The organism is Myxococcus vastator (assembly GCF_010894475.1).
In the GTDB taxonomy this organism is placed as follows: domain Bacteria; phylum Myxococcota; class Myxococcia; order Myxococcales; family Myxococcaceae; genus Myxococcus; species Myxococcus vastator.
This window is the reverse complement of record NZ_JAAIYB010000028.1, coordinates 13,987-35,940: the sequence shown is the minus strand read 5'-3', so window position 1 is coordinate 35,940 and position 21,954 is coordinate 13,987. Positions and strand designations below refer to the sequence as shown.

The 21,954-nt window shown below is 69.0% G+C and carries 20 protein-coding genes; 14 read left to right on the top strand and 6 right to left on the bottom strand.

Going from position 1 to position 21,954, the window contains the following annotated elements; genetic code table 11:
• Positions 1 to 1,102, top strand: a 1,102-nt coding sequence (locus G4D87_RS04890; RefSeq protein ID WP_163779433.1) for a protein kinase domain-containing protein, incomplete at its 5' end; no start/stop codon positions are given.
• Between the two features lie 79 nt (positions 1,103 to 1,181).
• Positions 1,182 to 1,346 (top strand): hypothetical protein, encoded by a 165-nt coding sequence (locus G4D87_RS38825; RefSeq protein WP_205507425.1) that lies wholly within the window; start codon positions 1,182 to 1,184, stop codon positions 1,344 to 1,346.
• 345 nt (positions 1,347 to 1,691) lie between these two features.
• Here the strand turns inward: G4D87_RS38825 and G4D87_RS04880 are convergent, their stop codons facing one another.
• From G4D87_RS04880 to G4D87_RS04870, 3 genes are all read right to left on the bottom strand, one after another.
• On the bottom strand, positions 1,692 to 2,156 hold the full coding sequence (locus tag G4D87_RS04880) for an acyl-CoA thioesterase domain-containing protein (protein WP_163779431.1): 465 nt from the start codon (positions 2,154 to 2,156) through the stop codon (positions 1,692 to 1,694).
• The gene (locus G4D87_RS04875) at positions 2,153 to 2,605 is read right to left on the bottom strand and encodes a PaaI family thioesterase (protein WP_163779430.1); all 453 of its coding nucleotides are present in this window, start codon (positions 2,603 to 2,605) and stop codon (positions 2,153 to 2,155) included. The genes G4D87_RS04880 and G4D87_RS04875 overlap by 4 nt, the downstream gene beginning before the upstream one ends.
• 69 nt (positions 2,606 to 2,674) lie before the next feature.
• A complete protein-coding gene (locus G4D87_RS04870; RefSeq protein WP_163779427.1) occupies positions 2,675 to 3,676 on the bottom strand; it encodes a hypothetical protein in 1,002 nt (333 codons plus the stop codon).
• Between the two features lie 180 nt (positions 3,677 to 3,856).
• Here G4D87_RS04870 and G4D87_RS04865 point away from each other — a divergent pair, with 180 nt between their 5' ends.
• The 3 genes from G4D87_RS04865 to G4D87_RS04855 are packed head-to-tail and all read left to right on the top strand — an operon-like array spanning position 3,857 to position 8,372.
• Positions 3,857 to 7,264, top strand: coding sequence for an amidohydrolase family protein (locus tag G4D87_RS04865; RefSeq protein ID WP_163779426.1), 3,408 nt, complete (start codon positions 3,857 to 3,859; stop codon positions 7,262 to 7,264).
• 48 nt (positions 7,265 to 7,312) lie between these two features.
• Entirely contained in the window at positions 7,313 to 7,777 is a 465-nt protein-coding gene (locus tag G4D87_RS04860) for a macro domain-containing protein (protein ID WP_163779424.1), read from the top strand.
• Positions 7,778 to 7,832: 55 nt separating this feature from the next.
• Positions 7,833 to 8,372 carry a hypothetical protein gene (locus G4D87_RS04855; protein WP_205507424.1) on the top strand — a complete coding sequence of 180 codons (540 nt, stop codon included), beginning with the start codon at positions 7,833 to 7,835 and terminating at the stop codon, positions 8,370 to 8,372.
• A gap of 165 nt (positions 8,373 to 8,537) precedes the next feature.
• On the opposite strand, the gene G4D87_RS04850 is transcribed toward G4D87_RS04855, so the two are convergent.
• Both G4D87_RS04850 and G4D87_RS04845 read right to left on the bottom strand, forming a co-directional pair.
• The gene (locus G4D87_RS04850) at positions 8,538 to 9,416 is read right to left on the bottom strand and encodes an SDR family oxidoreductase (protein ID WP_163779422.1); all 879 of its coding nucleotides are present in this window, start codon (positions 9,414 to 9,416) and stop codon (positions 8,538 to 8,540) included.
• 43 nt (positions 9,417 to 9,459) lie between these two features.
• Positions 9,460 to 10,128: a TetR family transcriptional regulator gene (locus G4D87_RS04845; RefSeq protein WP_163779420.1), complete on the bottom strand. Its 669-nt coding sequence runs from the start codon at positions 10,126 to 10,128 to the stop codon at positions 9,460 to 9,462.
• 65 nt (positions 10,129 to 10,193) lie between these two features.
• Between G4D87_RS04845 and G4D87_RS04840 the strand changes: the two genes are divergently transcribed.
• The 8 genes from G4D87_RS04840 to G4D87_RS04805 all read left to right on the top strand — a co-directional run bounded on the left by G4D87_RS04840 (position 10,194) and on the right by G4D87_RS04805 (position 19,584).
• Positions 10,194 to 11,903, top strand: a complete 1,710-nt coding sequence (locus G4D87_RS04840) for an acyclic terpene utilization AtuA family protein (RefSeq protein WP_205507423.1) — start codon at positions 10,194 to 10,196, stop codon at positions 11,901 to 11,903.
• 4 nt (positions 11,904 to 11,907) lie between these two features.
• A complete protein-coding gene (locus tag G4D87_RS04835) occupies positions 11,908 to 13,524 on the top strand; it encodes an acyl-CoA carboxylase subunit beta (RefSeq protein ID WP_163779416.1) in 1,617 nt (538 codons plus the stop codon).
• A gap of 14 nt (positions 13,525 to 13,538) precedes the next feature.
• Positions 13,539 to 15,533 carry an acetyl-CoA carboxylase biotin carboxylase subunit gene (locus G4D87_RS04830; protein ID WP_163779414.1) on the top strand — a complete coding sequence of 665 codons (1,995 nt, stop codon included), beginning with the start codon at positions 13,539 to 13,541 and terminating at the stop codon, positions 15,531 to 15,533.
• A 119-nt stretch (positions 15,534 to 15,652) separates the two neighbouring features.
• Positions 15,653 to 16,705 carry a hypothetical protein gene (locus G4D87_RS04825; RefSeq protein ID WP_163779413.1) on the top strand — a complete coding sequence of 351 codons (1,053 nt, stop codon included), beginning with the start codon at positions 15,653 to 15,655 and terminating at the stop codon, positions 16,703 to 16,705.
• A gap of 12 nt (positions 16,706 to 16,717) precedes the next feature.
• Positions 16,718 to 17,635: a hypothetical protein gene (locus tag G4D87_RS04820; RefSeq protein WP_163779411.1), complete on the top strand. Its 918-nt coding sequence runs from the start codon at positions 16,718 to 16,720 to the stop codon at positions 17,633 to 17,635.
• Between the two features lie 41 nt (positions 17,636 to 17,676).
• Complete coding sequence (locus G4D87_RS04815; RefSeq protein WP_240358013.1) at positions 17,677 to 18,231, top strand: imm11 family protein; 555 nt, start codon at positions 17,677 to 17,679, stop codon at positions 18,229 to 18,231.
• A gap of 13 nt (positions 18,232 to 18,244) precedes the next feature.
• Positions 18,245 to 18,832 (top strand): imm11 family protein, encoded by a 588-nt coding sequence (locus G4D87_RS04810; RefSeq protein ID WP_163779409.1) that lies wholly within the window; start codon positions 18,245 to 18,247, stop codon positions 18,830 to 18,832.
• 14 nt (positions 18,833 to 18,846) lie between these two features.
• Positions 18,847 to 19,584, top strand: coding sequence for an Imm49 family immunity protein (locus G4D87_RS04805; protein WP_163779407.1), 738 nt, complete (start codon positions 18,847 to 18,849; stop codon positions 19,582 to 19,584).
• Between the two features lie 15 nt (positions 19,585 to 19,599).
• Here the strand turns inward: G4D87_RS04805 and G4D87_RS04800 are convergent, their stop codons facing one another.
• On the bottom strand, positions 19,600 to 20,811 hold the full coding sequence (locus G4D87_RS04800; protein WP_163779405.1) for an MFS transporter: 1,212 nt from the start codon (positions 20,809 to 20,811) through the stop codon (positions 19,600 to 19,602).
• A 62-nt stretch (positions 20,812 to 20,873) separates the two neighbouring features.
• Here G4D87_RS04800 and G4D87_RS04795 point away from each other — a divergent pair, with 62 nt between their 5' ends.
• Positions 20,874 to 21,908 (top strand): isopenicillin N synthase family dioxygenase, encoded by a 1,035-nt coding sequence (locus G4D87_RS04795; RefSeq protein WP_163779403.1) that lies wholly within the window; start codon positions 20,874 to 20,876, stop codon positions 21,906 to 21,908.
• Positions 21,909 to 21,954: the final 46 nt, after the last annotated feature.

Here is a 21,954-nt window from a genome sequence, read left to right as displayed (position 1 = left end):
GTACGCGGCGGATGACCTGAGGCTGGGGCGGCGGGTGGCGCTCAAGCTGTTGAGGCCGCTGCTGGCGGGTGCGGCGGGCCAGGGCCGGGAGCGGCTGCTACGCGAGGCCCAGGCCATGGCGCGGCTGTCGCATCCCAACGTGTTGCCGCTCTTCGAACTGGGGACGGCGGAGGGGCGCGACTTCCTGGCCATGGAGTGGGTGGACGGCACGACGCTCGCGGACTGTCTTCGGGAACGCGAGCGTCCATGGCGGGACGTGATGGACGTCTTCCTGGCAGCAGGAGCGGGGCTGTCCGCCGCCCATCGCGCGGGGATGGTGCACCGCGACTTCAAGCCGTCCAACGTGCTGGTGGGGCGCGACGGCCGGGTGCGCGTCACGGACTTCGGGCTGGTGCGGCACGGCGCGGGGAACCCCCTCGAGACGGATGCCGATGTGGGAGAGGGCGCATCGAAGGCATCCACGCTCACGAAGTGGGGGCAGGCCGTAGGGACGCCGGCGTACATGTCTCCCGAGCAGCACGCGGGCAGGGCCGTGGACGCCCGCAGCGACCAGTACAGCTTCTGCGTCGCGCTCCACGAAGCGCTCCACGGTGAGCGTCCAGGCCATCTTCCCGCCTCCGCGGCACCGCGAACGTCGAGCGTGCCGAGGCACGTCCGTACCGCGCTGGCGCGGGGGCTCGCGAACGCGCCCGAGGACCGCTTCCCCAGCATGGAGGCGCTGATGGCGGTGCTCTCTCAGCCCTCGTCGGCATGGGGCGGCCGGGGCATCCTGGCCCTGGCAGGAGCGGGTTGCCTGGTGGTGCTGGGCGTGCTCCTGTGGACGCCGTCCTTTCTGTTCCAGTCCGACGCCGCCACGTCGCGAGCCGAGAGGCCCTGGCGCATGGCCGCATCGCCGATGGTCCTGCGCGTCGGCGACGTGCACGAGTTGGTTGTTCCTGGACTCCAGCGCATCGCGGTGGGCGAACCGAGCCTCGTCGAAATCACCGTGCCGCGTCAGGGCGTGGTGCGTCTGAGGGGGAAGGAGGAGGGCAGCACGGACCTGATTACGTGGAGTCACGACGGGGAGATGAAGTCCCGAGTCCTGGACGTCACCGCGCACTGACGACAGCGTCCGCTGGGCGCCCAGCGTGCCTGGAGGGGCGTTTCCCGTCCCTGGCGATGTCCGCGTCATGGTCACCCCCATGGCGGCCAGGAAGGCGCGGTCGAACGCGGGGGCCTGGAGGGACTGGAGCTTCGCCATCGATGCTTCTTCCGCGCGCTCCATCGTGCTGGCCCAGCTTCACCTCCTGACGGTTGTCGTGGTGGAGCTCGTCGGGGAAGGCCATCTCGTCGGTGGGGATGGGTAACAGGCCCTGCCGCAGCAGTGCCGCGCGCATCGGGCGGAGTGCCCTGGGAGCCGGAGCCTCCCGTGCCTTCCTCGAACGGCTCCGGGCCTGCCCCTCGTCGCTGGCCTTCGGACGGCCCATGCGGACCATGCTCTCCGTGTCGTTCTGCTGCGCCAGGGCGAATCGCACAGCGCGGGAGCGCCCGCCACCACCTCGCCCATCCGTCGCTTCATCGGCTGCCTCTCGTGTCCCGAGACATCAGGCCGAAGGTGGAGGCGGAAGACGGCGCGGGGCAGGGGCTCTTGTCCCAGCGCCTCCCGGGCGCCGCGCGGCATCCCGCCGTCAGCGGCGCCACAGCCGGAAGGCTTACGGCTCCGACAGCAGGAACAACGCGTGCGCGCTGGCGATGGGCCGCGTGCGGTCGTCCTGCCACGCATCCACCCGGACGTTGGCCACGCGCCGGCCCTGGCGGGTGATGAACGCCTTGGCGAAGGTGTCCTGCGGCTTGCCCGAGCGAAGGAAGTCCACCGTGAGCGAGATGACCTTCGGCACGCGCTCGGTGTTCGTCTGCAGCAGCAGCTCGAAGACAGCGGCGGATTCCAGCAGCGCGCCGAGCGTGCCGCCGTGCAAAGCGGGAAGCAGGCTGTTGCCGATGTTCCTCGGGTTGAAGGCCATGCGGCAGAGCATTTCGCCGGCGAGGTTCTCCACGCCGATGCCCATGAAGCGCGTGTAGGGGATGGCGTCGGTGAGGCGCTTGTACTCGCGCGTCTTGCGCACCTGGCGCACCAGCTCGGCGAGGGGAGGCGTCGTGGAATCGGACATGGCCGTCATTCCTCCGTCCGCATGAAGGTGCCCTGGGCGGAAGCCACGGGGTGGCCCGGGTCGCCCTGGTGGACGAGCGCGCGGACGAAGGCCACCTGGCGGGTGAGCCGGTAGCAATCGGCCACGCAGGTGAGGACAATGCCGGGCCGCGCGGGGCGCAGGTAGTCGATGCGCAGGTCCAGCGTGACGAGCGGAGCGAAGCGGCCCAGCTTGAGGAACACGGCGGTGCCGCACGTGGCGTCGATGAGCGTCGTTACCGCGCCGCCGGCGATGACGCCCGTCTCCGGGTTGCCGACGAGGTTCTCCGCGTAGGGCAGCTCGACGGTGGCCTCGGCGGCGCCGACGTCCACCAGCCGCAGCCCCAGCGCGTGGTTGTGGGGCACGACGTCGGTGTAGAAGACCGCGCAGCGCTCCATCCGCCCGGCCTTGTCCTCGGGAAGCGTGAAGTCGTCCGACATGAGGAGCGCGATACCAGATTCAGGGCCGCGTGGCGCACTGCGTTTTGACGTGGCGTCCGGAACGCCGCGCTAGGCGGCCACGGTCGACGCGCTGGAGAGCTGCTTCCACGCGCCGGCGAGCGACGTGCCGATATCCCGCATCACGCCGTCGTCCGACCAGTAGAAGGGGTGGACCAGGGGCGTCCACGAGAAGAGCGGGCCCGCCACGCGCACGGCGCGGTCCTCCACCGAGGCGTGATAGGCGGCGCTGAGGGGTTGGAGCGGCCAGGCGAAGACGTCGTCCTCGTCGTGGAAGTTGAGCCACCGTCCGCCAACCCCTGGATGGTGGCGTGCCAGCTCCGGCGCGGGGACCTGCACGGGCTGGTCGAGCTCCGCGTGGGGATAGCGCAGGCTCCACAGGGCCATGGGGCTGCCCAGCGTGTAGAAGTGGCTGAGCGTCTCGCCGCGCTCCAGGGGCGAGCTGCCCTGGGCCGCGCGCACCGTCTCCTCGATGATGTCCCGCCCGGCCAGCCGCTGGGCCTGCAAGTCATAGAAGTAGTTGCTGGCGATGACGCTGCCCAGGCTGTGCGCGATGACGCAGAGCGGAGCGGTGTCACCGGCCTGCTGACGCAGGCGGCCCAGGGCCTCGGCGACCTTTCGGTGGATGCCCGTGTAGACGTCCGGGTCGGCGGGGTTCGTCTGATAGGCGATGATGTCGCCCACGAAGTGCACCAGCATCCACCGCAGGCCGGGGTAGCGCAGGTCCATGCCGCGCAGGGACGGCCGCATCAGGCGGAGCATCATCGGCACGAGCGCGGACTCGTGACCCTGGTTCACCGTGCGCACGCTCTCATAGAGGGATTTCCAGTACGTGTCCGCGTCGGCCGGGGCGTAGCGGGCGAGCAGGTCCCTCTCCGCACCCTCCAGCACGGAGGCCCAGTTCACTGTCTCGACGGCGAGTGTGTCCGGCCCGGCCCCCGCGTGCTGCGTGAAGTGCTGGCGCAGCAGGCGCACGGCGGTGTCGTAGAGACCCGGGTCATCCACTTCAATGCCGTGGATGATGAGCACGGCGAGCTTCTGACGCGTCTGCATGGAGACTCCCCCCTCGGAATCAGTGCTGCTCGACGGGCGTGAGCTTACACGGCCCGGAAGAGGCTCGCCTGTTCGCTTGTTCTCGGCCGGCATCCAACAGCCCCTCGGGGCCGGATAGTCTCCGCCACCCGACACACGGCTTCTCCCTCCACACGGCTTCTCCCTCAATGAGGACTTCTGGTGAAACGACTGACCTCCTCCCTCCTCGCCGTCCTGCTGATGCCCGCCGTGCCCATGGCCGCGCAGCAGGCTCCGGCGAAGCCTCCCGTGGTCCGGCAGGACCCGCCACGGCCGGCACCCGACACGAAGGACGCCGCGCGCGACGCGGCCCGCGCCGCCGAGGTAGACGCCCCGCGTCCGCCGTCCGGTGAGGCCGCGCAGCAGGCGGAGAAGGAAGGGGGGGACGCGTGGAAGGTGGACGCGCCGGGCTTCCCCGCCCGTCAGGTGAACATCGACGTCACCGAGGGCACGTGGATGAACGTGGACGTCAGCCCGCGCGGAGACGAAATCGTCTTCGACCTGCTGGGGGACCTCTACGTGCTGCCCATGGGCGGCGGCGAAGCGAAGGCGCTGACGTCCGGCGTCGCGTGGGACATGCAGCCGCGCTTCAGCCCGGACGGCAAGCGCATCGTCTTCACCAGTGACCGGGGCGGCGGCGACAACCTCTGGGTGGTGGACCGGGACGGCTCGAATGCGCGGGCGGTGACGGAGGAGAAGTTCCGCCTGCTCAACAGCCCCGCGTGGAGCCCGGACGGGCAGTTCATCGTGGCGCGCAAGCACTTCACCGCGCGTCGCTCGCTGGGCGCGGGCGAGGTGTGGATGTACCACCGCGCCGGCGGCGAGGGCGTGCAGCTCACCGAGCGCACCAACGACCAGAAGGACTTGGGCGAGCCCGCCTTCTCACCCGACGGGCGCCACGTCTACTTCAGCCAGGACGTCTCGCCGGGGAAGACCTTCGAATACAACAAGGACCCCAACGGCCAGATTTACGCCATCCAGCGATTGGACTTGGAGACGAAGGAAATCGAGCCCTTCATCACGGGCCCGGGCGGTGCCATCCGCCCCACGCCGTCGCGTGACGGCAAGCAGCTGGCCTTCGTCCGCCGGGTGCGCGCCAAGAGCGTGCTCTACGTCACCGACGTGGCGTCCGGCGCGGAGCGCCCCCTGTACGACGGGCTCGACCGGGACATGCAGGAGACGTGGGCCATTCACGGCGTGTATCCGGGCATGGCGTGGACGCCGGACAACAAGGCGATTGTCTTCTGGGCGGGCGGCAAGCTGCACCGCATCGACGTGGCCACGAAGAAGGTGACGCCCATTGCCTTCCGCGTGCGGGGGACGCGCACGATTTTCGAGGCCGTGCGCAGCCCGCAGGCGGTGGCCCCCGAGCGCTTCTCCACGAAGATGCTGCGCTGGGTGCAGGTGTCTCCCAAGGGGGACCGCGTGGTGTACCAGTCGCTGGGCAAGCTGTACGTGAAGCAGCTGCCGGCGGGCACGCCCCGGCGCCTGACGAAGCAGGACGACCACCTGGAGTTCTACCCGTCGTTCTCCCGGGACGGGCGCTCCATCGTCTACACGACGTGGGACGACGAGAAGCTGGGTACCCTCCGCGTGGTGCCCGCCACGGGAGGCGAGGGCAAGGTGCTGACGAAGCAGCCGGGCTACTACGTGGAGCCCGCGTTCAGCCCGGATGGCAAGACGCTGGTGTACCGCGCGTCCGGGGACGGCTACCTGATGCCCGGGTTGTGGAGCCGGAACACGGGCCTGTTCGCCATGCCCGCGGGCGGCGGCACGCCGAAGCGCCTGGCGCGTGACGGGGAGCAGCCGCACTTCGGCGCGCGCTCGGACCGCGTCTACTTCCTGCACGTGGAGCGCAAGGAGAAGGAGGACGTGCGCTCGCTGAAGAGCATCGGGTTGAACGGGAGCGAGGAGCGCACGCACCTGACGAGCGCCGAGGCCACCGAGCTGCGCGTCTCCCCGGACGAGCGGTGGGTGGCGTTCCGGGAGAACTTCAACGCCTTCATCGTCCCCTTCGCGCTGGGCGCGAAGTCGGCCACGGTGGGGCCTGGCGCGAAGGCGCTGCCGCTGGCGAAGGTGAGCCGGGACGCGGGTGAGTACCTGCACTGGTCCGGTGACAGCCAGCGCTTGCACTGGGCGCTGGGGCCCGAGCTCTTCACGCGCGCGCTGAAGGAGAGCTTCGCCTTCATCGACGGTTCGCCGGAGAAGCTGCCGGAGGCGCCGGAGAAGGGCGTGGACCTCTCGTTTCCGGTGAAGGCGGACGTGCCGGAGGGCACGCTGGCCCTGGTAGGGGGCCGCGTCATCACCATGAAGGGGGACGAGGTCCTCGAGCAGGGCGTGGTGGTGGTGCGAAACAACCGCATCGTCGCCGTGGGCCCGGTGGGCAAGGTGCGGGTGCCGCCCGGGGCGAAGGTAGTGGACGTGAAGGGCAAGACGTTGATGCCCGGCCTCATCGACGTGCACTGGCACGGGCCCATGGGCATGGACGGGCTGATGCCCGAGCAGAGCTGGGTGCACGCGTCCTCCCTGGCCTTCGGCGTGACGACGCTGCACGACCCGTCCAACTCCTCGGAAGAGGTCTTCGCGGCCAGTGAGCTGGCCCGGGCGGGCGGCGTGGTGGCGCCGCGCATCTTCTCCACGGGCACCATCCTCTATGGTGCGTCCGGCGCGGGCTACCGCGCGCCCATTGAGACGGTGGACGACGCGCGCTCGCACCTGCGGCGGATGAAGGCCATGGGGGCCTTCAGCGTGAAGAGCTACAACCAGCCGCGAAGAGATCAGCGGCAGAAGGTGCTCCAGGCGGCGCGCGAGCTGGGCATGCTGGTGGTGCCGGAGGGGGGCTCGCTGCTCCAGCACAACCTGACGATGGTGGTGGACGGGCACACCGGCGTGGAGCACGCGATTCCGGTGGCGCGCATCTACGCGGACGTGAAGCAGCTGTGGGGCAAGAGCGGCACCGGCTACACGCCGACGCTGGGCGTGGCCTACGGCGGCGTCTGGGGTGAGAACTACTGGTACCAGAAGACGAACGTGTGGGAGGACGAGCGCCTGTTGTCCTTCGTCCCGCGCCGGGTGGTGGACTCGCGCAGCCGCCGGCCCTCCATGCACGTGCCGGACGACGAGTTCAACCACTTCGCCGCCGCCACCGTGGCGCGCGAGCTGAGTGACGCGGGCGTGAGCGTGCAGTTGGGCGCGCACGGCCAGCGTGAAGGCCTGGCGGCGCACTGGGAGGTCTGGATGTTCGGCCATGGCGGCATGAAGCCGCTGCAGGCGCTGCGCTCGGCGACGCTGAGCGGGGCGCGCTACCTGGGCCTGGATGGGGAGATTGGTTCGCTGGAGGTGGGCAAGCTGGCGGACCTCATCGTGCTGGATGGAAATCCCTTGCAGGACCTGAAGCACAGTCGCTCTGTGCGCTACACCATGGTGAACGGGCGCCTGTACGACGCGGCCACGCTCAACGAGGTCGGGACGCGCCAGCGCCCTCGCGCGAAGTTCTTCTTCGAGAAGGACGGCAACGAAGGCTGGAGCCCCAAGGCCACGGAGCACACGCACACGCACGAGTGTGACTGAGCACCCAGGCACACCCATTCGAGACGGGCTGGCGCTAGAGTCCGCGCCATGCCCGTCTCCGTTGTCGAAGGCGACTTGCTGGACCAGCCGGTGGAGGCCATCGTCAATGCCTGGAACCGGAACATCATCCCCTGGTGGCTGCTGTTACCGCAGGGGGTGTCCGGCGCCATCAAGCGCCGGGCGGGGCTCGCGCCCTTCCGTGAGGTGGCGAAGGCAGGGCCCATGCCATTGGGCACGGCAGTGGTGACCTCTTCCGGGCGGTTGCCATTCAAAGCCATCATCCACGTCGCGGGCATCAACATGCTCTGGCGGGCCTCGGAGCGCTCCATCCAGGACTCGGTCCGCAATGCCCTGGCGAAGGCAGGCGAGCAGGGTTTGCGCTCCGTGGCCTTCCCTGTCATTGGCGCGGGCTCCGGCAGCTTTGATGAAGCGCGCGCGCTTGAGTTGATGCGCCAGGTCCTGGACGTGGAATCCGGCGCCCTCGACGTGCGCATCGTGCGCTTCCGGCCATAGGTCCCGTCAGGTGAATGCAGGGACCAGGATTGACCTGTTCCAACCGGGTCTCATCGTGCTCTCGTTGAATGCGCGGCTACAACCCATGCACCGGGCCGAGTTGGAGGATGCCTTCGACGAGGTTGCCGAAACGCTGGGATTGGGCGCACGCGTCACCGGCGGAGGAACGCTGATGGCGCCGGATGGAGAGGTCGAGCGTTGCGACATCGAAATCGAGCTTGATGACTACTCGCGCGAGCTGGCGGAGAAGGTTGCTGACGTGGTGCAGGAGATGCTGGCGCCGAAGGGCTCCGAGGTCATCCTGCCCGACGATGAAGGCTCGTTTCCGTTCGGCTCACACGAAGGGCTGGGACTTTACCTGAACGGCTCGGACTTGCCCGCGGAGGTCTATGCCTCGTGCGATAGCAATCACGTCCACGACGAATGCGAGCGCTTGCTGGGCGAAGAGGGCATGATTCATAGCTATTGGCAGGGGCCCACGGAAACGGCGCTCTACATGTATGGCCGCAGTTACGAAGAGATGCTGGCCAGGCTCAGTGGATTCATCGCCGAGTATCCTCTGTGCCAGAAGTGCCGCGTCGTTCGGCTTGCCTGAGGAGCACGCTGTTTCCATCATGTAGCGCTGCTCCATTTTGAGAAGTCGCACAGAAGTGCAGCGGCCGGAGGCACTCAACCTCCGGCTGCTGCTACCCGGACGGCCTCTGAGATGGCAGCCTCCGCTTCCGCGCGGTGCGGTGCGAACGGAGGCGGGGCGTTGCTCCTACTCCTTCGACTCACCGCCGAGGATGCGCGGCGCCGCCGCGCGGTGGAAGCCCTCGTAGGGCTTGGAGGCGGTGGTCTCCTCCAGCGGGAAAATCTTCGTGTTGCACGAAGCGCCCCCGTCAATCTTGATGACCTCGCCGGTGATGAAGGCCGCGGCGTCGGTGAGCAGGAAGACGATGGCGGCGCTCACCTCGGACTCGGTGGCGAGCCGCTGGAGCGGCACCTCCTTCTTGAGGAGGGGAATCATCGCCCGCACGCCTTCGTCCTTGTAGCTGTCCATGCCGCTGGAGGCGACCCAGCCGGGCGCCACGGCATTCACGCGCACGCCGGACGCGGCCCACTCCACCGCGGCCGTCTGCGTCAGGTTGAGCATGCCCATGCGCGCGGCGCCGGAGTGCCCCATGCCCGGCATGCCGCCCCACGAATCCGCGAGCATGTTGACGATGGCGCCTCCATGGTTGCTCATGGACTGGAGGTAGACTTCCCGCGCCATCAGGAAGCCGCCGGTGAGGTTGGTGGACACCACCGCGTCAAAGCCCTTCTTGGAGATGGCCGACAGCGGCGAGGGGAACTGCCCGCCCGCGTTGTTGACCAGGCCGTGGATGGGGCCGTGCGCGGCGATGATGCGCGCCACGGTGGCCTTCACGCCCTCCTCGTCGCGGATGTCGAGCACCTCGAAGGACACCTTGCCGCCGTCCTCCTGGATTTCCCGCGCGACGGCCTCCAGCTTGTCGGGCTTGCGGCCCACCAGGACGACGTTGGCGCCCAGCGCGGCCAGCTCGTGCGCGGTGCAGCGGCCAATGCCGCTGCCGCCGCCGGTGACGACGAGGGTGCGGTTGCTGAAACAGCCCGGTGCGAAGAGAGAGCGGTAGCCCATGGTCAGCTCCTGATGTGGAGGTCGTTCGTGAAACCTGCGGTCCTCAGCCCCCGCGGATGCGCCGGACGCTCAGGGCCTCGTCCAGGGTGAGCGCCCAGCGGTGGAGGACCTTCTTCCTGCGCGCGCTGTCGTCCCTCAGCAGATTGGCCAGCGCGAGCCCCCGGATGAGGTCGAGCGTGCCCTGAATCAGCTCGCGCACCTCCGCGACGCTGTCATCCACGCCGAGCAGCCGCACTGTCAGCCGGTGGAACTCCCGCCCCACGCGGGCCTCCAGCGGAGCCAGCTGCGCGCGCAGCTCCGAGTCCGCCACGGCGGCCACCCACAGCTGTACCGCCGCCGTGAAGACAGGGCTGAGGTAGATGCCGGCCAGCATGTGGAGGATGGCCTCCGTGCGGCGCGCGTCGGCCGGAAGCTGGGCGGCCTTGCGCAGCACGGCCTCCACCTGCTGGTGCCCCACGTACTCCACGGCGGCGGCCACCAGGTCGGCGCGGGTGGGGAAGTGGTGCTGACAGGCGCCCCGGGACACGCCCGCGCGCTCGGCAATCACCGTCATGGTCGCGCCGGCCCACCCCAGCTCGGAGAGCGCGCCAATGGCCGCCTCCATCAGACGCTGGCGCGTGACGCGGCTGCGCTCCTGCTCCTGCCTGCCGGGCGTGCCGGATGCCTCACTCACCCGGCCAGGATGCGAGCCAAGGGTTAAAAAAGCAAGCACGCTTGCTTTTTTAGAGTCGCCTGCCCAGACTCACGCGTCTTTGGTTGCTGCCGAGTGGAGAGCTCATGTCCGCGTCCCCCCTGCGTGTCGGCAATGCCTCGGGTTTCTATGGAGACCGCTTCTCCGCGGTCCGGGAGATGCTCGAAGGCGGCCAGCTCGACGTCCTGACTGGCGACTATCTGGCCGAGCTGACGATGCTGATTCTGGGCCGGGACCGGATGAAGGACCCGTCCACCGGCTATGCCAAGACGTTCCTGAAGCAGATGGAGCAATGCCTGGCGTTGGTGGTGGAGAAGAAGGTCAAGGTCGTCACCAACGCGGGTGGGCTGAACCCCGCGGGGCTGGCCGCCGCGCTGCGCGAGGTCGCCGCGAAGCTGGGCGTGAAGGTGCATGTGGCGCACGTGGAGGGAGATGACCTCTCCGCGCGGGCGGACGCGCTGGGCCTGGGCTCGCCGCTCACCGCGAACGCGTACCTGGGCGGGTGGGGCATCGCCGCGTGCCTGCGCGCCGGGGCGGACATCGTCGTCACCGGGCGGGTGACGGACGCGTCGTTGGTGGTGGGCCCGGCGGCGGCGCACTTCGGCTGGAAGGTGGATGACTGGGACCGGCTGGCGGGGGCCATGGTCGCCGGCCACGTCCTGGAGTGCGGCACGCAGGCCACGGGCGGCAACTTCTCCTTCTTCACGGAGCTCGACGCGCGGCGCCCCGGCTTCCCGCTGGCGGAGCTGTACGAGGACGGCAGCAGCGTCATCACCAAGCACGCGGGCACGGGCGGCGCGGTGACGGTGGACACGGTGCTGGCGCAGCTCGTCTATGAAATCACCGGGGCGCGGTACGCGGGCCCCGACGCCACGGCGCGCTTCGACACCATCGCCCTGGCGTCGCATGGCGAGGACCGCGTCCGCATCTCCGGCGTGCGCGGCGAGCCGCCACCGCCCACGGTGAAGGTGTGCCTCAACCACCTGGGGGGCTACCGGAACGAGGCGACGTTCATCCTGGTGGGGTTGGACATCGAGGAGAAGGCGCGGCTGGCGCGCGAGCAGCTGGAGGCGGCGCTGACGCGCAAGCCGAAGGAGCTCCAGTGGATGCTCACGCGGACGGACCGCGAGGACGCGGCCACCGAGGAGCAGGCCGCCGCCTTCCTGCGCGTGGTGGTGAAGGACGCGGACGCGAAGGTGGTGGGCCGGGCCTTCAGCGGCGCGGCGGTGGAGCTGGCGCTGGGCAGCTATCCGGGCTTCACGATGACGGCGCCTCCGTCCGACGGCGCGCCGTATGGCGTCTACACGCCGGCCTATGTCGAAGCGGGACGCGTGGAGCATGTCGCCGTCCTCGAGGACGGGGCGCGCACCGCCGTCCCTCCTCCCGGCGAGACGCGCGCGCTTGAGCCCGTGGAGCCACCGCCGCTGCCACCGCCAGCGCCGGGCGGCCCCACGCGCCGGGCTCCGCTGGGGCGCATCGTCGCCGCGCGCAGTGGTGACAAGGGCGGCACGGCGAACATCGGCGTCTGGGCGCGCACGGATGCGGCGTGGCGGTGGCTGGCGCACGCGCTCACCGTGGAGAAGCTGCGCGAACTGCTCCCGGAGGCCGCGCCGCTGCCCCTTGAGCGGCACGCCTTCCCCAACCTGCGGGGGCTGAACTTCGTCGTGGAGGGCCTGCTGGGGGAGGGGGTCTCCTCGTCCACCCGCTTCGACCCGCAGGGCAAGGCGCTGGGGGAGTGGCTGCGCTCGCGGCACATGGACATCCCCGAGGCGCTGCTGCGCGAAGGACAGGAGTAGACCGATGCCACGAATCACCTCGCGAATCGACCCGGGCTCCGAGTCCTTCAAGGCGAACCGCGCGGACATGCTGGCCCGCGTCTCGGAGCTGCGCGCCATCGAGGCGAAGGTCCGGAACACGGAGAACCAGGCGAAGGAGAAGTTCCACAAGCGCGGGCAGCTCTTGCCTCGGGAGCGGCTGATGCTGCTGCTGGACCGGGGCTCGCCCTTCCTGGAGCTGTCCACGCTGTGTGGCTATGGCTACCACGACGACAGTGACGGCTCGCTGGCGGGCGGAAACAGCATCATCGGCATCGGCTACGTGTCCAGGGTGCGGTGCATCGTCTTCGTGAACAACTCCGCCATCAAGGGTGGCACCGCGTCGCCGTGGGGCGTGCAGAAGGCGCTGCGCGCGCAGGCCCTGGCGCTGGAGAACAAGCTGCCCCTGGTGTCGCTGGTGGAGAGCGGCGGCGCCAACCTGATGTACCAGCAGGAGATTTTCATCCCCGGTGGGGAGACCTTCTACAACCAGGCGCGGCTGTCGGCGGCGGGCATCCCCCAGGTGACGGTGGTGCACGGCTCCAGCACGGCGGGCGGCGCGTACCTGCCGGGCCTGTCCGACTACGTGGTGATGGTGAAGAAGAAGGCGAAGGTGTTCCTCGCGGGGCCGCCGCTGCTCAAGGCGGCCACGGGGGAGGTCGCCACGGACGAGGCGCTGGGCGGGGCCCAGATGCACGCGACGGTGGCGGGCACCGCGGACTACCTGGTGGAGGACGACGCGGACGCCATCCGCGTGGCGCGGGAAATCGTGGCGAAGCTCGGGTGGAACGCGCAGCTTGCGCCCGCCGAGCGCCCCACCTACGCGGAGCCGCTGTACTCACCCGACGAGCTCTGCGGCGCCGTGCCCGTGGACTACCGCAAGCCCTACGACTGCCGCGAGGTCATCGCGCGCATCGTGGATGGCTCGGAGTTCACCGGCTTCAAGGACGCGTACGACGCGCACACCGTCTGCGGCTGGGCGAACCTGTACGGCCACCCGCTGGGCATCATCGGCAACAACGGGCCCATTTCGCCCCAGGGCGCGACGAAGGCGGCGCAGTTCATCCAGCTGTGCTGCCAGAAGGACACGCCCATCCTCTACCTGCAGAACACCACGGGCTACCTGGTGGGCACACAGCCGGAGCAGGGTGGCATCGTGAAGCACGGCGCGAAGATGATTCAGGCCGTGGCCAACGCAACGGTGCCGCAGCTCACGGTGCTGATTGGCGGTGCGTTCGGCGCGGGCAACTACGGCATGTGCGGCCGGCCGTTCCATCCGCGCTTCATCTTCGGGTGGCCCAACTCACGCACCGCCGTCATGGGCGGCGAGCAGGCGGCGAAGGTGATGTCCATCGTCTTCGGGGAGAAGCTGGCCCGGCAGGGACAGGTGGTGGACGAAGCGCAACTCAAGGCGTTCTGCCAGCCCATCATCGACCAGTTCGACAAGGAGTCGCACCCGTTCAACTGCAGCGCGCGGATGTTCGACGATGGGCTCATCGACCCGCGGGACACGCGGCGGGTGCTCGGGTTCGCGCTGTCGGTGTGCCGTGAGGCGAAGCGGCGGCAGGTCCACCCCAACACGTTCGGCGTCGCGCGGCTGTGAGAGGAGCGGACACGATGGAGCGCTTCAAGAAGGTCCTCATCGCGAACCGTGGCGAGATTGCCGTCCGGGTGATTCGGACGTGCCAGCGGCTGGGCTACCGCACCGTGGCGGTGTTCTCCGAGGCGGACCGCGCCGCGCCGCACGTGCTGGCGGCGGACGAGGCAGTGGCCATTGGACCTTCTCCGGCGAAGGAGTCCTACCTCGTCATCGGGAAGATTCTGGAGGCGGCGAAGGTGTCCGGTGCGGAGGCCATCCACCCGGGCTACGGCTTCCTGTCGGAGAACGCGGACTTCGCGCGCGCCTGTCACGACGCGGGCCTTGTGTTCATCGGTCCGGAGGCCGAGGCCATCACCCTGATGGGCAACAAGCGTCAGGCGAAGCTGCGCATGATTGCGGCGGGCGTGCCCTGCATCCCTGGCTACGAGGCCGCTGAATTGGATGACGAGGCGCTGGCGGTGGAGGGCGAGCGCATCGGCTTCCCGCTGATGGTCAAGGCGGCGGCGGGCGGCGGCGGGCGCGGCATGCGGCGGGTGGATGAGGCGTCGCAGCTTCGGGCGGCCCTGCGGGCGGCGCGCTCGGAGGCGACGAACGCCTTCGGGAGCGGCGAGCTCATCCTGGAGAAGGCCGTCATCGACGCGCGGCACGTGGAGGTCCAGGTCTTCGCGGACACACACGGCAACGTGGTGCACCTGGGCGAGCGGGACTGCTCGGTGCAGCGCCGGCACCAGAAAATCGTGGAGGAGAGCCCGTCCCCGGCGGTGAGTCCCGCGCTGCGCGCGCGCATGGGCGAGGTGGCGGTGGCGGCGGCCCGGGCCATTGGCTACCGGGGAGCGGGGACCATCGAGTTCCTGCTGGCGCCCAGTGGTGACTTCTACTTCATGGAGATGAACACGCGGCTCCAGGTGGAGCACCCGGTGACGGAGCTGATTACCGGGCTGGACCTGGTGGAGTGGCAGCTCCGCGTGGCGGCGGGGGAGCCGCTGCCTCGGACGCAGGAGCAGCTCTCCGCGTCGGGGCACGCCATCGAGGTCCGCCTCTGCGCGGAGGACCCGGCGAAGGGATATGCGCCCCAGGCCGGGCGGCTGCTGGCGTGGGCGCCGCCGGTGCGCGAGGGTGTGCGCATCGACCACGGCGTGCGGGAGGGGCAGGAGGTTCCGCCCTTCTATGACTCCATGCAGGCGAAGGTGATTGCGCACGGCCCGGACCGGGAGACGGCGCGCCGGCGGTTGGTGGAGGCGCTGCGCGAGCTGACGGTGTTCGGCGTCACCACCAACAAGAACCTGCTGCTGTACGTGCTGGAGCACGCGGCGTTCTGTTCCGGGGAGTACGACACGGCGTTCATCGCGAAGCACGCGCCGGCGGCGGAGGTGGAGGCGCTGTACCAGGCGGACGCGAAGGCGCGGGCGCTGGCGGCGGCGCTGCTCTTCCACGACGAGGGCTTGAAGCTGGCGGACACGGCGGGGCTGGATGCGTCCCTGCTGAACTGGAACACGGCGCACCGTCACCCCGTGCGGATGAAGCTCGCGAGCCGTGGCGGGGAGGAGCACGTCACCGTCCAGCCCGTGTCCTCGGAGGGGTACGAGGTGTCCGTGGGGGAGGCGTCGTTCGACGTGTCCGTGTTGGGGCTGTCCGCGGGGGTGCTCGACTTCGCCAGCGCCGGGGCGCGGGGCCGCGCGCGCTACCTGCGGGACGGGGACACGCTGTGGCTGGATTCGGGCGCGGGCGCGCACGCCGTGACGGACGTGACGTTCCGGCCGCCGTCGAAGTCGGACGGCGTGGGCAGCGGGCGGCTGTCGGCGCCGATGGACGGGCGCATCCTGCGCGTGGACACGCAGGTGGGCGCGGCGGTGAAGCCCGGGGACGTCCTGGTGGTGCTGGAGGCCATGAAGATGGAGTTCCAGGTGGTGGCGGACGTCACGGGCACCGTCGCGGAGCTCAACGTGTCCGTAGGCAGCCAGGTGAAGGCGCGGCAGCTCCTGGTGGTGCTGGCGGGGGAGAAGACGGCCTGAGCGGGGAGAGGTTGGCAGCCGGACAGAAGGCTGCCAATCCATCGGGGACGATGCGTGCTTGCTCGGGGGGGCCTGCCCGCGAGCGTTCAGAATGTCCGCGGCGCGGCTAGAATCAGGGCATGTCCCTGGCCATCACCGGATTGGGGTTGGTGTCCTCCCTGGGCCACGACGTGGTCTCCGGGTGCGCGGCGATTCGCTGCGGCATGGCGCGGCCCGTTCCGCTGGGGTTGCAGGTGGTCTCTTCCGGAGACGAGCCCGGCGTTGAGCCCGTGGTGGGCTTTCCCATCCAGGGGCTCACGGAGGGATTCGTGGGGCTGGGCCTCCATGTGCTGCTGGTCCAGGAGGCCATCCGGGACCTGTGCATCTATGCGGAGCTCACGGGAGCGGACGCCCGCTTCTGGCAGGACACCGCGTTCTTCCTGGGCCTGTCGGGTCCTCGAACGCCGGAACAGGACCTGATGGTGGAGCAGCTTCAGGAGCGGCTCCTTCCGGCGGTCAGCCGCCGCAGCGGCCTGCGCTTTTCTCCAAGGCTTCAGAAGGTCCTGGCGCGCGGGCATGTCTCCGTCCTCGCGGCCATGGCCGAGGCGGACGCGGCCATCGCCTCCGGCCAGGCCCAGCGGGCGCTCATCGTCGGGGTGGACAGCCTCACGAGTGACCTGGAGGCGCTCGAGTGGCTGGCCATGAAGGGGCGGCTGAAGACGCCGGAGCGCGCCGTGGGGTTCATGCCAGGGGAGGCCGCCGCGGCGTTGCTCGTCGAGGACCCCGCCCAGGCGCGAAGGCGTGGCGCCAGGGTGGAGGCGCGCGTCGAGGCGCTGCGTGTCGGAGGGGGAGACGGCGCTGCGCCCTCGATGCGGTTGGTGGGGGTGCTGGAGGAGACGCTGGCCCGGGCGACGCGAATTGGAGACGTGTACGGAGACCTCAATGGCGAGGCGTCACGGGCGATGGAGTGGGGCACGCTCCTCGCGCGGCTCCCGGCGGACTCCGTGTTGGCCGAGGCCCGGAGTCACTGGCCCGCGGTGTCGCTGGGGGACACCGGGGCGGCCAGTGGCGGCGTGTCCATGGCGGTGGCCACGCGGTCGTTCGTGAGGAAGTACGCGCGAGGCGATGAGATTCTCGTGTGGTCGAGGTCGGATGAGGGCGCGGTGGCCTCGGGGCTGCTTGTCCGCCCATAGGAGCGAGCACGCATGGCATCCAGCGACACGCATCTGGCGTGGGACCCGAAGACGCTCAACCACACGGACAAGCCCGCTGGCTTCGGGTGTCTCTGGCGGCACACGATAACGGACAACGGCGGGTGGAGCTCCCATCCGTGCAACCACATGTCCAACTGCTACAAGGTGTCCGTGAACGAGCGCGGCGCGCTCTACAACAAGGACCATCAGGCGATTGCCCGGCGGATGAAGCTCGTCCAGGAGGACTTCGGCCTGAGCGGCAAGGCGAAGAAGCGCATCTGGAAGCGCTTCTCCGTCAGTGACAACTCGAAGCGGAAGCTGACCCTGTCGGACTTCTTCGACAGGGCGCGGCAGTCGCTCTACTGGCTGCGCCGTGGGCCGGAGGGATGGCATATCGGGGTGAAGCATCTGGACCCCGTGCCCAATCAGACGCTGAAGAAGGGGAACCGGCCTCAGTTCCAGCCGCGTCAGAATCAGACCCAGGGTGGATATGGGGCCTTCTATCCCTACGAGCACAACTACCACCACCTCATCCCGGTGGGCGCCGTGGAGGAGTGGGTTATCGGCAAGGGGGAATCGGGCAGTCCGTCGCGCTCCGACCTGGTGGTGAAGCTCATCCTCATCTCGCGCTGGAACATCCACAACGAGAAGAACATGGTCCTGCTGCCGCAGCAGGAGTTCGAGGCGCTCATCGTGGGCCTGCCGGCCCACTGCCCGTGGGGCGTGCCCGCGCATGCGGCGTATCAGGCGTCGCTTCAGGCGCGACTGCGTGCGCTGCGGAGCAAGATCGATCGCGCAATCCGGCAGAAGAAGCACCCAAAGGACCTCAAGGCTGAAATCCTTGATGAACTGAATTCGCTGTCGAATGATTTGCTGGTTCAGGTCAAGAGCATGATGGCGGGTGTCCAGCTTGGGCCCGTGAATGTCTAGAGGGAATGATGTCTTATAGTTATTACACGTTTGTTCATGCCTTGGATCCTCGCGCGGTCGAGATTGTCGACCTTCCCGACAAGGTTGACGACTACTTCTATCTGCGGGATGGCGTCCCGATGGCAGGCTACCTTCCGCCGACGACGGAGCTTGCTCTGTACGAACGTGCCGGAGACATGCTCACGGACTTTATCGCGAACCCAGACACTGCGCTCTACGTCTCCCAGTCTGTTCAGAAGGTGCTGGCAGACCGCGGATTGACGGACTCAGTCGTCGAGTTGTTGCCTTTCGTTTTACTGGACAAGCGTGGTCGTCGGGTCCGGGAACAGTACGCGATTGCGAACCCGCTGCTGAAGGTGCCATGCTTGGACTTCGAGCGTTCAAAGTATCGACGGACGGCGAGCGACCCGAATGAGATCGCGGAGATCAAGGTACTCTACATTCGCGAGGAGGCCATCCCCTCTGATGCACAGCTCTTCAGGCTGGCGGAACTCCCTGAAATGGTCGTGCTGCGCTCCGATTTGCTAGAGGCTTTTCAGCAGGAAGGGCTCACCGGGATTGCCGTGAATCGCACGGGGCAGAAAACTCCAGGTTGATACCTAGGCGACCATGGCCCTTTGTTACTACACATTTAAAAGCCCCCACGACGCGCGGGCGGTGGAAATCGTCGATCTACCAGACAAGGTGGAGCGCTACTTTTACCTCCGGGACGGGGTGCCGTCGGCGTCCTACGTTCCGCCTACGACTGAACTTACCTTGAGCCAGCAGGCTGGTGATTTGCTTACAGACTTTATCGCCAATCCAGATCGCGTGCTCTACGTGTCTCAACGTGTCCAGGATGTTCTCGTGAGCCGCGCGTTGGTTGGAGATGTGGTGGAGTTGTTGCCATTTATTCTCCTGAATAAATGTGGCCGCAGAGTCCAGGATGCATACGCCATTGCCAATCCATTGATGCGTGTGCAGTGCCTGGATATGGAGAGGTCCAAGTGTCGGCGCCGAGCCGGTCAATCAGGACAGATTGTCGAGATCAAGTCGCTGCACCTTCGCGATGAGGCGATTCCCAAGGACGCGCAGGTCTTCCGGTTGGAGGAACTGCCAAAGATGATGGTCCTGCGCTCCGACCTGCTGGAGGCCTTCCAGCAGGCCGGGCTCACCGGGCTCGCGGTACACCCCACAGGCACGGAGATTCCGGGCTGAACCCCGGGCGCCCCATGGACTCGGTCCTCGACAACATCCTCTTCCTGGTGGGCCAGCGGATGCCCCGGCTCCAGTCGTCGTCGGCGAAGCCGGACGCGAAGCTGACGTTGGAGACCGCCGCGCTCTGGCGGCAGTATGGCTGCGGCCTCCTGCTCTCCGAATTGGATGAAGCAGGCTTCCGAGACGGCTTGGAGCAGGCGGCGACGCTCTACCTGAACCTGCTCAGCCGCCGGAGCGCGTGCTCCGAGTTCGACCAGTACTACCTGGCCCGCAGCAAGGGCGACCCGCTCTTCGACGCCCTGGCCGCGGGCAACTGGGACCTGGCCCGGTCCATCGCCACGGTGATGACGCCGACCTGGATGCAGCGGATGGAGTCCGAGGAGGACTTCCACTACTTCGGCACCCTCATCGCCCTGGTGCTGGCGCAGCCTCACGTAGACGCGGAGCTCACCGCGTTCGAGCGGACCCTCCAGGGCGGAAGCTCCCACCGCTTCGACGTGGTGAAGGCCCTGTCCTCGGCGGATGCCGACGCCTTCGACGCGGGCCTCCACGGCATGATTGAGGAGCAGGCCGCCTGGGTCGAGCGCCAACAGCGCTCCGGCCTGTTCGACCCCTACCGCCACAAGACGGAGGCCTTCGTCTTCATCGAAGGCGTGGCGCTGGTCCAACTGGCCCGCCGCCTGGGTGTGCCAACCCAGGAGCGCTATCGCCTCATCCCCGCCGCGGCCCTGGAAGCCCAGGCCCGGACCTGACACGCCTCACCACCGTCAGGCCGCCCCCGTCTCGGGCACGCCGCCCCTCGGTCCCCGCTTGAGCGCCAGCAGGGCCACGACACACAGCGCCACGCCCGAAGCACAGACGCCCGTCCATCCCCAGTGCGTCCACGCGAAGGTCCCCAGCCACGAGCCCGCGGCGCCGCCCGCGAAGTACGTCACCATGTAGAGCGTGTTCAGCCGGCTGCGGGCCTCCGGACGCAGCGAGTACACCCGCGTCTGGTTGGAAATCTGGTTCGCCTGGACACCCAAATCGAGCAGCACCACGCCCAGCGCCATGCCCCACAGCCAGCGTCCCAGGGGCCACATCACGACGAACGACAGCAGCAGCACGACGATGGCGCCGGCGTTGATGCGCCGGTCCCCGCGCTTGTCGGCGTAGCGGCCCACCAGCGGTGCCACGGCGGCGCCCACCACGCCCACCACGCCGAAGAGCCCCGCCACCCGCGCGTCGTATTGTTGCGGCAGGCTCTGGAGGTACAGCGCCAGCGTGGACCAGAAGACGCTGAACGCGCCGAAGCTGAGCGCGCCCAGCACCGCATGCAGCCGCAGCACGGGCTCGGTGCGCGCCAGGTGGATGAGCGAGCGCAAGAGCCGCGGGTACGGCATGGCGGCCATGGGCGGCTGCGACGGCAGGGTGAAGCGCAGCACGCCGGCCAGCATGAGCATCAGCCCCGCCGCAATCCAGAACATGGCGCGCCAGCCCAGGTGTGTCCCGACGAAGCCCGCCGCCGTCCGGGACAGGAGGATGCCCATGAGCACGCCGCTCATGACGGTGCCCACCACCCGGCCTCGCTGCGCCGCGGGGGCGAGGTGCGCCGCGAAGGGGGCGAGGAGCTGGGGAGTGATGGTGGTGACGCCCACGAGGAAGCTCGTGGCCACCAGCCAGCGCAAGGTCGGCGCGAGCGCCACGCCCACGAGCGCCAGCGCCACCAGCAGGTTCATGGTGACGATGACCCGCCGCCGCTCCAGGCTGTCGCCCAGCGGGACGATGAAGAACATGCCCACCGCGTAGCCCACCTGCGTCAGCATGGGCACCAGCCCCAGCGCGCTCCCCGAGACCCCCAGGTCCGCGCCGATGTCTCCCAGCAGCGGCTGGTTGTAATAGAGGTTCGCGACGGTCGCGCCCGCGGCGGCGGCCATGAGCCACACGAGCCCGCTGGTCAGGACGGTGCGGGGCGCTGCCGGAGGGGAATGCGTCGTCATGGAGGCACGCGGACTCTGGCGCCGCACCCTCCCAGGGTCCAGACCTGTGTAGGCTTCCAGGAATGGCTGGAACGGATTCCGCACCCGGCGGCTTGCCCGTCATCGACATGGCGTCACTGTTTGACGCCTCCCGCGTCACCGAGCGGGCGCGCGTCGCGCGGGAAATCGAGCAGGCCTGTCGCGACAGCGGCTTCTTCTACGTGACGGGCCACGGCGTGTCCGGCGAGGTGCTCGCGCGGCTGGAGCGGGAGAGCCACCGCTTCTTCGCGCTGCCCCGGGCGGCGAAGGAGGCCATCGCCATGGCACGGGGCGGCGTGGCGTGGCGCGGCTGGTTCCCGCTGGGGGGCGAGCTGACCTCGGGGCGCCCGGACCGGAAGGAAGGGCTCTACCTGGGCACGGAGCTCGGAAGCGAGCACCCGCGCGTGCAGGCCGGCTGGCCGCTGCACGGCGCCAACCTGTGGCCCACGGAGGTGCCAGGGCTTCGCTCGGCGGTGCTCGACTACATGGACGCCTGCACGCGCGCCGCGCATGCGCTGATGGAGGGCGTGGCGCTGAGCCTGGGCCTGGACGCGGGCTACTTCCGCCAGCACTACACGGCGGACCCGACGGTGCTCTTCCGCATCTTCCATTACCCCGCGGAGGCCCCGCACCAGGAAGAGCGCTGGGGCGTGGGCGAGCACACCGACTACGGCCTGCTCACGCTGCTGGCCCAGGACGACCACGGCGGGTTGCAGGTGAAGACGCCGCGAGGCTGGGTGGAGGCGCCGCCGCTGCCCGGGACGCTGGTGTGCAACATCGGCGACATGCTCGACCGGATGACAGGCGGCGGGTACCGCTCCACGCCGCACCGGGTGAAGAACGTGAGCGGCAAGGACAGGCTGTCCTTCCCGCTCTTCTTCGACCCGGACTTCGCCGCCGAGGTCCACCCCCTGCCCCGCGGCGCTGACGTGGACGAGGATTGCGCCCGCCGCTGGGACGGCGCCAGCGTCCACGCCTTCCAGGGGACCTACGGCGACTACCTGCTGGGCAAGGTGTCCAAGGTGTTTCCGGAGCTGGTGCGCCGGGTGGGGGACGGGCGCGGACCGTTGTCGCGTTGACGGCGCCCAGGTCGCGTGCTTGAGAACGCCGCGCCAGAGGACGCGC

Excerpts from the sequence above, each read along its gene's own strand:
- G4D87_RS04840 (WP_205507423.1), top strand. The coding sequence starts at position 10,194 with ATGTCCGCGTCCCCCCTGCGTGTCGGCAATGCCTCGGGTTTCTATGGA.
- G4D87_RS04820 (WP_163779411.1), top strand. The coding sequence starts at position 16,718 with ATGGCATCCAGCGACACGCATCTGGCGTGGGACCCGAAGACGCTCAAC.
- G4D87_RS04825 (WP_163779413.1), top strand. The coding sequence starts at position 15,653 with ATGTCCCTGGCCATCACCGGATTGGGGTTGGTGTCCTCCCTGGGCCAC.
- G4D87_RS04800 (WP_163779405.1), bottom strand. The coding sequence starts at position 20,811 with ATGACGACGCATTCCCCTCCGGCAGCGCCCCGCACCGTCCTGACCAGC.
- G4D87_RS04870 (WP_163779427.1), bottom strand. The coding sequence starts at position 3,676 with ATGCAGACGCGTCAGAAGCTCGCCGTGCTCATCATCCACGGCATTGAA.
- G4D87_RS04875 (WP_163779430.1), bottom strand. The coding sequence starts at position 2,605 with ATGTCGGACGACTTCACGCTTCCCGAGGACAAGGCCGGGCGGATGGAG.
- G4D87_RS04810 (WP_163779409.1), top strand. The coding sequence starts at position 18,245 with ATGGCCCTTTGTTACTACACATTTAAAAGCCCCCACGACGCGCGGGCG.
- G4D87_RS04805 (WP_163779407.1), top strand. The coding sequence starts at position 18,847 with ATGGACTCGGTCCTCGACAACATCCTCTTCCTGGTGGGCCAGCGGATG.
- G4D87_RS04795 (WP_163779403.1), top strand. The coding sequence starts at position 20,874 with ATGGCTGGAACGGATTCCGCACCCGGCGGCTTGCCCGTCATCGACATG.
- G4D87_RS38825 (WP_205507425.1), top strand. The coding sequence starts at position 1,182 with ATGGCGGCCAGGAAGGCGCGGTCGAACGCGGGGGCCTGGAGGGACTGG.
- G4D87_RS04880 (WP_163779431.1), bottom strand. The coding sequence starts at position 2,156 with ATGACGGCCATGTCCGATTCCACGACGCCTCCCCTCGCCGAGCTGGTG.
- G4D87_RS04860 (WP_163779424.1), top strand. The coding sequence starts at position 7,313 with ATGCCCGTCTCCGTTGTCGAAGGCGACTTGCTGGACCAGCCGGTGGAG.
- G4D87_RS04830 (WP_163779414.1), top strand. The coding sequence starts at position 13,539 with ATGGAGCGCTTCAAGAAGGTCCTCATCGCGAACCGTGGCGAGATTGCC.
- G4D87_RS04850 (WP_163779422.1), bottom strand. The coding sequence starts at position 9,416 with ATGGGCTACCGCTCTCTCTTCGCACCGGGCTGTTTCAGCAACCGCACC.
- G4D87_RS04835 (WP_163779416.1), top strand. The coding sequence starts at position 11,908 with ATGCCACGAATCACCTCGCGAATCGACCCGGGCTCCGAGTCCTTCAAG.